8 protein-coding genes and 1 pseudogene are annotated in these 14,921 nt (G+C 39.5%); 5 read left to right on the top strand and 4 right to left on the bottom strand.

Annotated elements, in window-relative coordinates:
- Nucleotides 1-57: 57 nt before the first annotated feature.
- Nucleotides 58-1,176: a sodium-dependent bicarbonate transport family permease gene (locus SLP02_RS02395; protein WP_319419054.1), complete on the bottom strand. Its 1,119-nt coding sequence runs from the start codon at nt 1,174-1,176 to the stop codon at nt 58-60.
- Between the two features lie 595 nt (nt 1,177-1,771).
- A pseudogene (locus SLP02_RS02400) lies at nt 1,772-2,017 on the bottom strand (ABC transporter substrate-binding protein); the annotation flags it as partial.
- An 847-nt stretch (nt 2,018-2,864) separates the two neighbouring features.
- Here SLP02_RS02400 and SLP02_RS02405 point away from each other — a divergent pair.
- The 3 genes from SLP02_RS02405 to SLP02_RS02415 all read left to right on the top strand — a co-directional run bounded on the left by SLP02_RS02405 (nt 2,865) and on the right by SLP02_RS02415 (nt 6,966).
- Nucleotides 2,865-4,592 (top strand): diflavin flavoprotein, encoded by a 1,728-nt coding sequence (locus SLP02_RS02405; protein ID WP_319419056.1) that lies wholly within the window; start codon nt 2,865-2,867, stop codon nt 4,590-4,592.
- Between the two features lie 48 nt (nt 4,593-4,640).
- Nucleotides 4,641-5,150, top strand: coding sequence for a phosphate-starvation-inducible PsiE family protein (locus SLP02_RS02410; protein WP_319419057.1), 510 nt, complete (start codon nt 4,641-4,643; stop codon nt 5,148-5,150).
- 79 nt (nt 5,151-5,229) lie between these two features.
- Entirely contained in the window at nt 5,230-6,966 is a 1,737-nt protein-coding gene (locus SLP02_RS02415; RefSeq protein ID WP_319419058.1) for a diflavin flavoprotein, read from the top strand.
- 49 nt (nt 6,967-7,015) lie between these two features.
- On the opposite strand, the gene SLP02_RS02420 is transcribed toward SLP02_RS02415, so the two are convergent.
- Nucleotides 7,016-9,037: a cation:proton antiporter domain-containing protein gene (locus SLP02_RS02420; RefSeq protein WP_413467088.1), complete on the bottom strand. Its 2,022-nt coding sequence runs from the start codon at nt 9,035-9,037 to the stop codon at nt 7,016-7,018.
- A gap of 79 nt (nt 9,038-9,116) precedes the next feature.
- Here SLP02_RS02420 and SLP02_RS02425 point away from each other — a divergent pair, with 79 nt between their 5' ends.
- Together SLP02_RS02425 and SLP02_RS02430 are read left to right on the top strand one after the other, a co-directional pair.
- Nucleotides 9,117-10,094: a radical SAM protein gene (locus SLP02_RS02425; RefSeq protein ID WP_319419060.1), complete on the top strand. Its 978-nt coding sequence runs from the start codon at nt 9,117-9,119 to the stop codon at nt 10,092-10,094.
- Between the two features lie 115 nt (nt 10,095-10,209).
- Nucleotides 10,210-13,389, top strand: a complete 3,180-nt coding sequence (locus SLP02_RS02430) for an alpha-mannosidase (protein ID WP_319419061.1) — start codon at nt 10,210-10,212, stop codon at nt 13,387-13,389.
- Nucleotides 13,390-13,512: 123 nt separating this feature from the next.
- Here the strand turns inward: SLP02_RS02430 and SLP02_RS02435 are convergent, their stop codons facing one another.
- A complete protein-coding gene (locus SLP02_RS02435) occupies nt 13,513-14,886 on the bottom strand; it encodes a glycosyltransferase family 4 protein (protein WP_319419062.1) in 1,374 nt (457 codons plus the stop codon).
- Between the last annotated feature and the right edge of the window lie 35 nt (nt 14,887-14,921).

Raw genomic sequence — 14,921 nt, forward strand, 5'->3', positions numbered from 1 at the left:
GCCACCGCGTTGGTCGCTGGGCTAGGGTCGCACCGGCAAACCGCGACCCGTCTGGGATTAGCCGCCCATCAGCGCCTGGGCAAGCCCGATGTAGAGCGGTATTCCCAAGGCGATCGCAACCGGCGTGCCGATGGCTGTGGACGAGCCTATGTAGGCGGAGGGATTAGCCGACGGGATACCGGCCCGTAAAGTAGGCGGCCCTGAGATGTCTGAACTGGAGGCGGCGATGACGGCAAGGAGCACAACTCCGCCAGGGCTGAATCCCGTGGTGTAGTGAGCAATCATACCGAGACCGAAGGCGATGAACCCATGGAGCAGAGGTGCCACAAAGGCATATACGGCGAACCACTGGGCTACCTTGCGCAGCTCTTTAAGCCTTGCTGCGGCCTCCATGCCCATGATCAGCATTAGCACCGAAAGCAGGCCAGCGAAGAGGGGAGAGTAGAAGCTTTCATAGACAGTTTCTGGCTGGGTTATCAGACCTAGCGCGAGGCCGAGTAGCAGTGCTGATAGGGCAGAACCCTGAAGGCTTTCCTGCACGATGGGCCATACCCTAACCCGCTTGCTTGCGGTACCGCGCCGCTTGCTGGGATACTCTCCTGCGGTACCGTGCGGCTCGCTGGGATACTCGCTTGCGTTACCGCCTACGGCAACGCGCTGCTTGCTGAGAGACTCGTTTGCAGTACCGCGCCGCTTGCTGGTATAAATGCTGGCTAAGACGATTGCAGTCACAAGCGCTGGGATGTCCATGAAGGGATAGAGTGCGGCGGCCCAGGGTTCGTATGCCATGCCCTGCTGGTCCATTAGCTCCAAGGCTGCCGCGAGGGTAGAACCACTCACGGCACCGAATAAGCCTGCGGTCGCAATGCCATCCTCGGTTTTGACGTTCGGCAGCTTGCACAACGTGTAGCGTCCTATGAACACGATAAGAATCCCTATTACTACGGCGAACAGCGCAGGCAACAGTATCTCCGCCAGATTGGCGTCGCGGATTGCCTGTCCACCAGTTAAGCCAACTTTCATAAGCAGCATAAAGACGATGAACTTATAGACTGGATCTGGAATTGATAGTCGGCTACCGACGGAGGCAATGACCATACCACCAATCAGAAAGCCGAGTGTTGGGGACTGTAACTGCGCCAGGAAGCGCGTCAAGAAATCGGACAAAAAATCCATGTTGTAATTCCTTCTTAATCAAATTTTAGGGTTTGGTATCGATTGAATTAAATCAATCACTATCTCATTTATCATTGAATTTAGTCTATTCTATTAGCTGCGCAAAAGCTGACTAAATTTCCAAAATTTGAGACGTATTATTTTATTGGATTAATAATCTAAGCTTATAATTTAAGCCTGAGTCATATCTAATCGTCGTGACCAATAGTCAATCTATCCCCAAGGGGAATGAACTGGTAGGCTCAGTGCGGAAACCATCTCTAGAGATGGTTTCAGGGGTTGGTGAAAAGTTTGTTTAATGCTTGGTATTGCTTGAGAAGCTATGGGACGATAGAGCGCAGACCACACAATGGCTACTAGAAGACCCACCCCAATGCCCCAACTGAACGCCAAAATATGCGAAGGCTCTAGAGTAAACCGCAGGTGGCGATCGCTATCGTCAACATGGACAGCCCACCCTTAGCCTGTGGATGGTTTCGCCTTTGTCTTATTCATAATGGTATCCTCCTATTTTTAAAATAGATAAATTCAAAAAGAGATAAATCAATGCTTACTATTACTCTCATTGCTACCGACTAAAAAGAGCACTCGTATCTTTGGCAAAAAATCCTTTTTCCTTGGCAATGACTAAAGCCGCTGCTTCGACAATGGGGATATAACCTAAAACAGCTTGAGTAGTTTCAGGCATCATTTCAGGGCTAAGATCGACTGGTTTAGCTTGTTCTGTAGCCGTTTCACCTCCAGATTCGGGAGGATTGCCCAGACAAGCATTAAGCAATACCGCACTGGCAGCAGACACCCCAGCCGTATATAAAAATTTTCTTCTAGGAAACTGATTCATAAAATCTCCTGACAGCTTGATTTATATACTCTTTGACCGTCACTCAAGTAAAGTTGAATTGGTATAAGAAGAACCAAAGTTATAGATAACTCCTGGCAATTTTCATAGACTAAAGTAAATCTAAAGATAAAAGTCATTGATTTATATCTATTGCAAAATAATACACCAAAAACTCCAAAAATAATCAATTGGTATTATAAAAATTGTTAATTTGACTCTCAATACTTTCTTATTAGCAATATTTAAATATTTAAACAAATGGTTTTGATTGAGAAATATCAATACTATAAGTAGTATTGATTTTAAAATTTATTATTTTATACTTTGACTTACAAAATGTTTTGGGTTTCTCAATTATCAAGATTGATTTTTCTCAATACAAATTTAAACCTGCTGGCTCAGGTATTTATACTCAGAGAGAAATAGACAAAATCAATGAGAGTAAAAAAAGAATTTGTATATTATTAAAGTCAATTGCTATAGTGTTTTTATTGTTTTCGGCTTTTCAAAGCAAATTTGATTATAGTTTGCTCGATATAAAAACTATTAATATTTATCTATAACAAAACGATAGTCTTTGTATTTTTTGATTCTTTAAAAGATTTTGGTTTATTACTATAAGTCTTGCTAATCGGTGTATTTAAAAATAAGTATTTTACAAATAAGTAGATTGCACGTAAATATAAAGAAAGAAAGAAAAAAGTATTTTTTGTTTTAGTAAACCGCATTAATTTATGTAATAGATAGTGAGTAAAAAATTCTGTCACCTTCGATATACCACAGTGGTATTTAACTGAAATATACGCCCAGAAAATTTGAAGTACTTAAATCCAAGAGGAACTGACTTATGGTTGCATTGACAAATATCCAGCAAACAACTGATACTGCTAGACTAACTTTACAAACCGTCGAAATTGCCCCAGAAACCATTGCTATTCGTTGTCTCGATTGGGATCGCGATCGCTTTGATATTGAATTTGGCTTACAAAACGGGACAACCTACAATTCTTTTGTGATTCAAGGGGAGAAACTAGCTTTAGTTGATACTTCTCACGCCAAGTTTCGTCAGCTTTATCTCAATCTGTTAACAGGTTTGATCGATCCCTGGCAACTTGATTATTTAATTATCAGCCATACCGAACCCGATCACAGCGGTTTGGTTAAAGATATTTTGGCGTTAGCACCTCAAGTTACGGTAGTCGGTGCAAAGGTGGCAATTAAGTTCTTAAGCGACATGGTGCATCAACCTTTTGAACATATAATCGTTAAAAATGGCGATCGCCTGGATTTAGGCAACGGACATGAATTAGAATTTGTTTCTGCGCCTAATTTACATTGGCCCGATACCATTTTTACCTACGATTATAAAACTCAAGTTCTCTATACTTGCGATGCCTTTGGGATGCACTATTGCGATGATCCGACTTTTGATGAGGATTTGGACTTAATCGAGGCAGACTTTGAATATTATTATGACTGTCTGATGAAACCTAATGCCCGTTCGGTATTAGCAGCTATCAAACGGATGGGCAAATTGGAACTAGAAACGATCGCCACAGGGCATGGACCCTTACTGAAACACCATCAACCTGAATTAGTCAATCGCTATCAGCAATGGAGTCAAGCACAAACTAAGACTGAAACCCTAGTCGTGCTGGTTTACTCTGAAGACTATGGTTACAGTGACGATCTGGCAAGAGCGATCGCTCAGGGAATTACCAAAACAGGAGTAGCGGTAGAGTTAGTCAACTGGAACGATACTGAACCTCAAGAAGTAAGAGAATTAGTCTCCCAAGCAGCAGGTTTAGTAATCGGTATGCCAGCCCAATCAGATAAAGAAGCTCATGCTATTCTCAGCACTATACTTGCAGCAGCAAACGGTAAACAAGCAATTGGTTTATTTGAATCTGGTGGTGGTGAAGATGAACCTGTTTATCCTTTACGTAACAAGTTTCAAGAGATTGGACTAATCGAAGCCTTTTCACCAATTTTAGTTAAAGAATCTCCCAATCAAGTCATTAATCAAGTCTGCGATGAGGCGGGTATAGATTTGGGACAGTGGCTAACTCGCGATCGCACCGCTAAACAAATCAAAGCCATTGATAACACTCTAGAAAAAGCTTTGGGCAGAATTAGCAACGGCTTATATATTATTACTGCTACCAAAGGCGAGATAAAAAGCGCGATGGTTGCATCTTGGGTAACCCAAGCTAGTTTAACTCCTTTAGGAATTGCGATCGCGGTTGCTAAAGATCGGGCAATTGAATCTTTCTTACAGATTGGCGATCGCTTTGTCTTAAATGTCTTAGAAGAAGGAAATTATCAGCATCTAATTAGACATTTTCTCAAACGCTTTCCCCCTGGTGCAGACAGATTTGCAGGCATTAAAACCGTACCTGCTAGCAACGGTTCACCGATTATTGCCGAATCTCTAGCTTACATCGAATGCGAAGTAAGTAACCGCTTGGAATGTAGCGATCACTGGATTGTTTATAGCAATGTACAAGCTGGCAGAGTCGCTAAGTTAGATGTCTTGACGGCGGTGCATCATCGTAAGGTTGGCAATCATTATTAGGTAATAGGTAATAAGAAGCTAACAACTAATAACTAATAACTAAATATAATGTATGAACCCGTTGATAAGCCCCCAACTCCCTGGTATAAATGGCTAAATAATGGCGGAGTGATTAAAGTTTTAGAATTTATCCAAGACTTTATTATTATTTCTCTCTGTATCGGTTTATTTGGCTTCATGACGCTTCAGTTGCGAGAGATGTTTGTCTCTTTACTACCGCCTATAAACTTCACGCAAGTCACGGCTGATATTCTGTTTATCCTGATTTTGGTCGAATTATTTCGCTTATTAATCATTTATCTCCAAGAACGTCGAGTTTCTATTGGTGTGGCAGTAGAGGTTTCCATTGTTTCGGTTTTGAGAGAAATTATCGTCAAGGGAATTTTAGATATTCATTGGAGTCAGGTATTAGCCACCTGTTCTTTCTTATTAGTTTTAGCGGTTTTGTTAGTAGTCAGAGTTTGGCTACCGCCTACCTTTGAAGGTGTCGACCCCGAACAAAAAATAACCGAACGATATAAACAAAAAGTAGGGGCAAACGGTAAAACAGAGTATTAGCTCTTAGCTTTTAGCTCTTTACTACTTTTCTCCTTATAGCCTATTTCCTTATCCCTCATCCCTCATCATTCATAAAGCCATGAAACAAACAACTATTCAACCAACAGCTAAAAAAAGAGATGTTCAAGTAGCAGAAATTGCTACTAATACTCAAGTATTGCGATCGCGTACTTGGGATAGATTGAAGTTTGAAGTTGAATATTCCCGCCAAAAAGGCACGACTTCTAATTCTTATTTGATTCAAGCCGATAAAATTGCTCTAATCGATCCGCCAGGACAATCTTTTACGCAAATTTATTTGGACACATTAGAACAGCAGCTTGACTTAAAAAAGCTAGATTATATTATCCTACAGCACGTTAATCCTAATCGCTTGGCAACCATACAGGCTTTAGCAGGACAAGCACCCCAAGCCAAAATAATTTGCTCAAAACCAGCCGTTAATGCCCTCAAGGGTGCTTTAATGTTTCCTCAACGGCGATCGCGAATTCAAGTAGTTAGAGACAATGATACTTTAGACTTGGGACAGGGACATCAACTAAAGTTTATCAGCGTAACTACTCCTCGTTGGGTTGATGGACTATGTACCTACGATCCTCAAAGCAAAATTCTTTACACTGATAAGTTTTTTGGGGCGCACTTATGCGATGATTCTATCTTTGATGATCATTGGAAACAATTAGGTATAGACCGCCGTTTCTATTTTGACTGTCTTCATGCTAGCCAAACCAAACAATTAGAAGCTGCTTTAGCTAAATTTGCGCCTTTAACTGCTAAAGTTTACGCCCCTGCTCATGGTTCGTTAGTTAGATATAGCCTCAGTCGTTTTAGCTACGATTATCAGCAGTGGTGTCAAGAAAAAACTGCTCAAGAATTTAAAGTAGTTCTGCTTTATGCTTCTGCTTATGGCAGCACTGCCACTATTGCTAATGCGATCGCCCATGGATTAATACAGTCGGGAGTAGCAGTAGAATCAATTAACTGCGAACTTGTTACCTCTGAAGAAATTACCACAGCAATTCAAGCCTGTGATGGTTTTATCATTGGTTCGCCGACATTAGGGGGTCATGCACCAACTCAAATTCAAACCGCATTAGGAATCGTGTTAGCTACCGCAGCGAAAACCAAGTTAGCAGGTGTGTTTGGTTCTTATGGTTGGAGTGGTGAAGCGATCGCCATGTTAGAAAATAAGTTAAAAGATGCTCATTATAGCTTCGGATTTGAACCGATCCGTGTCCGTTTTAGTCCCACTACCGCTATTTTAAAAGAATGTATCCAGGCAGGACAAGAATTTACTCAAAGACTGAAAAAATCGAAAAAACTGCGTAGTCCTCGTCAAGCTGTCACCGAAATTCAGATCGATCGCACTGAACAAGCAGTGGGTAGAATTGTTGGTTCGATCTGCGTCTTAACTACCTGTCAGGATAATAATCATAGGGGTGTGTTGACTTCTTGGGTGTCTCAAGCAACTTTTAATCCTCCTGGGGTAATGGTTGCGGTGGCTGAATCACAAAATATGGATTTAATAAGTAACCCAGGAGATAAGTTTGTGCTAAATATCCTTGAAGAAGGTAGAACTATTAGAAGAAACTTCAGTAATCAGAGTAGTGATTCTTTTTATAATGTAACTACCAAAACCGCCACCAATGGCTGCTTGATTATTGAAGAAGCATTAGCTAACGTTGAATGTACTGTCCACAGCCGTTTGCCATCAGGCGATCGCACTTTAATTTATGCAGTGGTAGACCAAGGTGAAGTGTCAGAATTAAATGGGATTACGGCAATTCAACACCGTAAGTCAGGCAGTCATTATTAACTACCTGGACTCACTATAAATTGGAGTTAAGCAGCATCGAGACAATTAGTTAGTTCATTGGAAAATGTATTACTAAGATTGAAACATCGTTATGGCTACGAGCGATCGCTTCGGGGATAGTACCGACAGCCGATCTTTGGCGCAGTCTGGCTTCTGTACTTTTGACAGGAAAGAGTAATAGATCGTCACGGTGAATTTTCTGGGAAACTTCCTTGATAAAATTGCCCTGTGCTTGATCGATAACAACATCTTGATTGAGTTTAGCTAATTCTTTAGAAGTCAGTTGAATTTGCTTTTTGCTGACTACCACTAATACTTCCAAGCTAGTTTTTAATTCGCTAGCTAACATTTGCGCAATATTAATAGTTTGTTCAAATTCATCTGCTAGTGCCTGTCTTTTGGTAACAGTTAAGAAAACTCTGGCGGTATTGGCAATAGGCTGAACAAAGCGAGTAATTAAGACAGGAATAGGTAGTTGCAAGGCAACGTTATCGATTACACTGCCAAAAAAGTTGTCTTGATAGGTAGAATAGCCTTTCCAACCACAGACTACCAGACTGACATCCCGTTCAATTGCTGTACGCACAATTCCCCGATCGATTCCATCATCTACTCTAGCGATAGTTTCTACCGTCGCATTGGCAGCATGGGCAAGAGTTTCTGCTGTTTCCAATAGCTTGCGCTGCTGTATTCTCGCATCAAGAGAAACTGCTTCGTGGCGATCGCTTAAAATATTGAGAGGGAAAAGAATTCCATTGGAAGTTTTGGCAAGAATTAAAGCTAAATTTAATAGGTTGTCTTCGTTATTAGGATTTGCTACAGGGACTAAAACCCGCTGTGCCAAAACTTTAGTCTTACTAATAGCAGTTGGAGTCTTCTCAGCAGTGGTAATTTGTCTACCCCATCTTTCGGTTACCAAAGGAGAGGCAATACAGGTAAAAAGAATCATTGCCACAATGCCATTTACCGTAGTGCGATCGACTAACTTGATTTCATAAGCCACGGTAATTGCGGCTAGGGTAGATGCAGCTTGCGCGATGGATAGCCCAAACATAACCATCGTGCTGGGAAATTTAAAGCCAAACCATTTTCCCGCACCCCAAGCAGCAAGAAATTTACTAATTAATTCGGCAACAATCATTACTGCTGCGATGACTAATGATTTAGGTTCACGAATTAAAATTAGCGGATCGATCAGCATCCCGACAGATATCAGGAAAAACGGCACAAATAAGGTGTTGCCAATAAACTGAATCCGATTCATTAAGGGACTTAATTGGGGAATTAAGGGCGTTAAGGCAATTCCTGCCAAAAATGCGCCAATAATCGGCTCAATTTCGATTAAACCCGCAACGTAGGAGACAACAAACAATGTTGCTAAGACAAAAATAAATTCGGCACTTTCATCATGTCCAAATTTAGCAAAAAACCAGCGTCCAATTTTGGGTACACCCCATAAGGTTGCCAAAGTATAAATGGTTAACGCAGGAATCAGAAACAGCCAAAAACTTATAGTAAGTTCGCCTGAAAAGGCTTTGACTACTACCGCTAAAACCAGTAAAGCCAAAACGTTGGTGATTAATGTCCCTCCCAGGGTGACATTAACCGCTGGCGATCGCATAATGCCCAGTTTGCTTAAGATTGGCAGTGCTAGTAAAGTATGGGAAGCAAAGCAGGAAGCCACCAATATTGCTGGCAAGATGCCGTATCCCACCAGCATCATCGCCGCCGTACCGATAATCATCGGCGCTAGAAAAGTGGCTAGACCAAAGATAATGGCTTTATCCCTGTTGTCTTTGAGATCGTCGAGGCTAGTCTCTAAACCTGCCATAAACATTAGAAACAACAGACCAATCGTACCCAACAAGATAATATTGCTGTTTCTTTCTAACAATCCTAGTCCTTTAGGGCCAAAAACTACCCCAGCTAAAATTAAGCCAACAATACCAGGCAGGCGAAATCGCTCGAATAATAGAGGCGCAACCAACATGATAGCCAAAATCATCAAGAAAACGGCTACAGGATCGCGTATAGGTTTCAATGCTAAAGAAAAAACTGCAAAGGTTATCATGGCAAGATTGTGTTACATTTTCAGATGCTACATAGCTATCTAATGATAGTTGCAAATTTACCAAGAATAGGTGTGTATTATGCGGGTGAAACAACCATTGCGATCGGCGATCGATTTACTTTTTTTGAAATCGCCCTTAGAAGCTCAACTGATTGTAACTCGCCGTTGTAACTTAAGTTGTGGTTACTGTACCGAGTTCGACAACTATTCTTCTCCAGTACCTCTAGAGCTTTTAAAAGAACGAATTGATGCGATTCATCGATTGCGCGTCGTCAATACTTCTCTTTTAGGTGGCGAACCATTAATGCATCCCGACATCGTTGAGATTATTAAATATTCTAATCGAAAAAATCAGGTTTCGATTACTACCAATGGGTTTTTATTAACTGAAAAGTTAGTAAAAAAACTAAACGAGGCTGGATTGAGTAATTTACAAATCAGTATCGATGCTTTAGATACCGATTCAACTGGTTATATTCAAAAATCACTCAAAAAATTACTGCCAAAATTAGAAATTTTACGAGAACACGCAAATTTTGACGTTCACGCCAATATAGTGTTATGCGAATCTACTAAATTAACTTTTATGGAGACTTTAAGCAAAATTCGCGCCTTTGGCTTTAATGTCTCAGTTGGTTTGATGCATGACGAAAAAGGACAAATTGAGATCGAAGGTGAGGAATATCTCAAGCTTTGGGACGAATATTTTACAACAAGTGGAGAACTATATCCCCTAAGCGATTATGATTATGGAAGAAAACTCTTGCAGGGTCAAAAGCCTAAATGGAAATGTCGTTCTGGTTCGCGTTATCTTTACGTTGATGAATTCGGATTAGTACAATACTGTTCTTCCCAGCGCGATCGCTTGAATAAACCGCTTATAGAATACAGCCTTGGAGATCTAAAACAACAGTCGCAGCAATCTAAAGGTTGCGAAGAAGGTTGCTCTATTATGTGTGTTTACCGAGATTCGATGTTGGATAACGAGCCAAAAGAGATATTGAAAGGGATTTACAAAGTCTTGTCTCAAAAGTTTCTCGTACCATCAAAAAGCTAATATAAGCTTAGTTTGAATTGGCTTCGTTCAAATTTATAGGTTTTTAGCTATTAGCTATTAGCTTATTGAGCAAGAAGCTAATAGAATTTTCACCTAAAGTTAAACTTTGATTGCTGTGTCTGATAATTTCGTCCCAACTATTGAGCAATTTATTGTTCAATTACGTCAACTAATTCAATTAGAGGTACAACATAATTGGCGAGATATTACACTCTTAAGTATAGTCAATATTGGCAATAATTTAGCAAAGGTCAATCTGCAAGAATGCAAAACCGCAGCAGTTAACGAGCAAGGTTATATTGTTTTTGCTAAAGGAAAACAGATCAAATGGCTGGCGCAACAAATTATTATTCCGCCAAGATTACAAGGATACCCAATACCAGGATTAAGTTTACGCTTGGTCTTAACTTGGTGGGCGGAAGATGCGCAAATATTTATTAACGGGAAATTGGTACAGCAAGGGGACTTATTTGATTCTTCAGCGCGGGTACTAATTACAAATTATGCTCAACCAGGACAAGAATATTTAGTAACTATCCGACTTATTAGTCCTAATCATGACATTGGGGCATTAATGCGATCGCATTTGCTTTATGAAAAGTTAGACACTCCTGAAAATATCGATCCAGGCTTGATAGCCGACGAGGTAACAGTACTATATAAATACCTGGCTCAATTTGAACCCGAACACCTGGACGTATTAGCAACAGCATTAGATAAGTTTAACTGGGACAATCTGGAAAATGGAGACAAGTTCGGAGACGATTTGGCTGAATTGCGATCGAGCCTGTTACCTTTAGGGAGAAATATTAAACAGCGTCGCTTTAATTTACTCGGTCATGCTCATTTAGATATGGCGTGGTTATGGACAACAGATGAAACTTACGAAGTAGCCGAGCGTACTTTTAAATCTGTACTTAGCTTACAACAAGAATTTCCTGCTTTAACTTTTGGTCATACTAGCCCTGCTTTATATCAATGGCTAGAAATTAATCGTCCTCAACTGTTTGCAGAAATTCAAGATGCAGTCAGGTTGAATAAATGGGAAGTGCTAGGGGGAATGTGGGTTGAACCAGAAACTAATCTGGTTAGCGGTGAGTCGTTGATACGGCAGTTACTTTATGGGCAACAATATTATCAAGAGAAGTTTGGCAAGATAACTAAAGTTGCTTGGCTACCCGATAGCTTTGGTTTTACTTGGCAACTACCCCAAATCTTTAAACAGTGTGGGATTGAATATTTTGTAACGGGTAAGCTGCACTGGAATGATACTAATAAGTTTCCTTTGGGCTGTTTTTGGTGGGAGTCTCCTGACGGAACACGATTACTAACTCTGATGTCTCCTCCCAACGTGACAGGAGTGATGGATACTAACCCAATTACCATGACTGATTACGCTCTTGACTGGGAAACTCAAACAGGCTTGCAAGATATCTTTTGGTTACCAGGTGTTGGCGATCATGGCGGAGGACCAACGAGGGATATGTTAGAAGTGGCTCAGAAATGGGATAACTCGCCCTTCTTTCCTAAGATCGAGTTTTCGACGGCGATTGATTATTTTGCCAAAATATCTGCGGATAATTCCTCAGCCGACAACTTTCCTGTCTGGAATGATGAACTATATCTAGAGCTACATCGTGGTTGCTATACCGTCCATGCAGATCAAAAAAAATATAACCGCTACTGTGAAAGATTGCTCTATCAGGCAGAGTTATGGTCAACTCTTGCAACTCTGCTTTGTAAGGACAGGTTCGTTGACCAGCCACTATTTTCCATTATGAACAGAATAATCGGAAAAGAAGGTCTTTGTCAAGGGGACTGGCAACAATTAATCGAAATAGCCTGGAAAAAAGTTTTATTTAATCAGTTTCACGATATCTTGCCAGGGACATCTATCCCTGAAGTCTTCACCGAGGCTAACCAGGACTGGTCAGACGCGATCGCAATTGGCAAGAATATATTACACAATGCTTTAGGTGCGATCGCCTCAAGCATTAAGCTACCAACACCACCTCAAGCAGACGCGCAACCTCTAGTTGTGTTTAATTCTTTGAACTGGAAGCGATCGCAGGTGGTAACTATCGAAGGCTCTAAATCTAGAGTATATGATTGCGAGGGGGATGTGGTGCGATCGCAATTAATCAAAGACAATCAATTAGTTTTCTTAGCTAAAAATATTCCATCTATAGGCTATCGTTTATTCTGGCTGTGTAGTAATCATAATTCTTTGACAAGTAAAGCTTTAGAACAGCAAAATTACGTTTTAGAAAATCAATATTTGCAAGTGGTTGTCAACCCTGATACTGGCAATTTGGATAGTATTTATGATCGAATAAACAATAAAGAAATACTTAGGGATTCAGGTAATGTAATTCAAGCTTTTGAAGATCGAGGACAATACTGGGATGCTTGGAATATCGATCCAGAATATGAACAAAAACAATTATCGACCACAGAATTAGAATCAATTGCCTGGATAAATGTTGAATTAATAAAAGGTATTAGAGTAGTAAAGAAACTAAACAACTCAAAATTTATTCAAGACTATATCTTAGAACCAGATTCATCTATTTTAAAAATAAATAATACGGTCGATTGGCAAGAAACTCATGTGATGGTTAAAATTGCTTTCCCTTTGAATATCAAGAGCAACTATGTAACTTATGAAATACCTTGTGGAGCAATAAAAAGAACTACCCAACCCCAGACAGCAGAAGAAAAAGCCAAGTGGGAAGTGTCAGCATTAAATTGGGCAGACTTAACTGATAACGATGGTAAATATGGCGTAAGCTTGCTCAACGACTGTAAATATGGTTATGATGCCAAACCCGATCTATTGCGCTTAACTTTATTGCGTTCTTCTGTCTGGCCAGATCCTCAAAGTGACAAAGGTACTCATCACTTTACCTATGCTATTTATCCCCACGTAAATGACTGGAAAAAAGCAAAAACAGTGCAAAAAGGTTATGAACTAAATACGCCGTTGCAGACAATAATACCAGCTCAAAATAGCTTGAACAATCAACAAAATAATCAGTTATCCCCGAGCCAAGAGCTATTAAATTTATCGGCAGATAACTTGGTTTTAATGGCATTTAAGCTAGGTATCGATCGGCAGCCAATTATGCGCTGTTATGAAGCTCATGGGGAGAAAACTAAACTAACTTTTAAGAATAATATAGATTTACAGATTGATAGTTTTATTAATTGCTTAGAAGAAAAACAAGATATTAATAGCATACATAATTATAAAATTCAACCATATCAAATTGTATCTTTAAAATTTAGAGTTTAACAAAGCCGTTTATGAAAGCAGCTTTAATCTGTGACTTGAACAGTAAGGAAAAAAGTCTATTAAAAGCTAATATTAGCTTTTAATAGTATTAGTATGTTTCATACCTCAATTCAGCAACGTTCTTTAAGTTACCCTAATATTTCTATCAGCTTTTTCATGCTTCTGATTGACGTTTATACGCTCACTGCTGACATTTATATTTAAAAGATCACAATACTGTTGAGCAATAATTTGAGGTATAAAGTTTTGCTTCATATAGACACGTCCAGCATGACCCATTTGTGCAGCCAATGCAGAATCATCAGCTAGTTTCATAATAAAATTTGCCAGATCTTTACTGTGATTATTATTAAAATAAGCTCCACAGTTAGCATTATCAATTAATTCACGCAGATAAGAATGAGGTTCACATATAGCCGCGATCGCTTTTCCCGCAGCCATAATGCCATATACTTTACTTGGGGCAACAACTCCTTCTAAACCAGGTGCGATCGTTACTAGGGCTAAATCACAGGCAGTTAGAGAATAGGGCAAGTTAGTTCTGTCTTGATATGGCAAAAAGATACAGTTGTTTAAGTTTAATTCGGCTACCGTTTGGCGGCATATTTCATGTTTAGTTCCCGCACCAATAAACACAAATTGTACTGGTTGGTCTTTGAGTAATTTGATTGCACCCAAAATTGTATCTAAATCATGACAAAGACCCAAATTTCCAGAATATAAAACTGTAAATTTTTCATTTATTTTATGTTGTCCAGCAAACCAATTATTTTGTTTCGCCAGAGGTTTAATCCAATCTGCATCCGCCCAATTATGAACAATAGAAACCTTTTCAGCCAGGCTGGGATGTTTGGCGACAATTCTTTTTTTCATGGTTTCACTTAGCACCACTACCTTTTTGCTTTTTCCCCAAACAATAGCATTTACTTTATTCCATAATTTAGCAATGAAACTAATTTCAGAAATTATCTTTAACTCTATAACTGCGTCAGGATATAAATCGTAAACTAAACAAACATAATCAATTTTAAATAGCAAATTAGCCAAATAACCAATGACTAAAAGAAAAGGTGGTGCAGTAGTCAACAAAATTACATCGTTTTGGCGAGCATTTTTTAATAAGTATAAAGCCGATCTAAAAGTAAATATTAGACCATTCAGGGTTTTTCCACGGATTCTTTGTGACCAAATTTTAGTAATTCTAGTACGTTGAATCTGAACATTATCTTTGATTTCTAAATTTGAAGCTTGCTTTTTTTCAAAAGCATACCCAGGTTGCCCTGTAAAAACTTTTACTCGAACATTTTTTTCTCCTAAATGTTTGGCTAACTCTTCAATTAGTTGACCTGTAGCAGCATAATCTGGTGGATAAAACTGCGTAATAATCAGGAGATTAAATTTTCTAGATACTAATTTGCTTGTTTTAGTTGTATTGCGAAAAGCTTCAGCAAATAGCTTTTTAGTTTTTTTAGACCAAAGTTTAGATATTTTACGCACTACGTTTATTGTTAATGACTGTAGGAATATATCAA

The sequence above is a fragment of the Pleurocapsa sp. FMAR1 genome, from assembly GCF_963665995.1.
In the GTDB taxonomy this organism is placed as follows: Bacteria; Cyanobacteriota; Cyanobacteriia; order Cyanobacteriales; family Xenococcaceae; genus Waterburya.

Excerpts from the sequence above, each read along its gene's own strand:
- SLP02_RS02425 (WP_319419060.1), top strand. The coding sequence starts at position 9,117 with ATGCGGGTGAAACAACCATTGCGATCGGCGATCGATTTACTTTTTTTG.
- SLP02_RS02395 (WP_319419054.1), bottom strand. The coding sequence starts at position 1,176 with ATGGATTTTTTGTCCGATTTCTTGACGCGCTTCCTGGCGCAGTTACAG.
- SLP02_RS02415 (WP_319419058.1), top strand. The coding sequence starts at position 5,230 with ATGAAACAAACAACTATTCAACCAACAGCTAAAAAAAGAGATGTTCAA.
- SLP02_RS02410 (WP_319419057.1), top strand. The coding sequence starts at position 4,641 with ATGTATGAACCCGTTGATAAGCCCCCAACTCCCTGGTATAAATGGCTA.
- SLP02_RS02405 (WP_319419056.1), top strand. The coding sequence starts at position 2,865 with ATGGTTGCATTGACAAATATCCAGCAAACAACTGATACTGCTAGACTA.
- SLP02_RS02420 (WP_413467088.1), bottom strand. The coding sequence starts at position 9,037 with ATGATAACCTTTGCAGTTTTTTCTTTAGCATTGAAACCTATACGCGAT.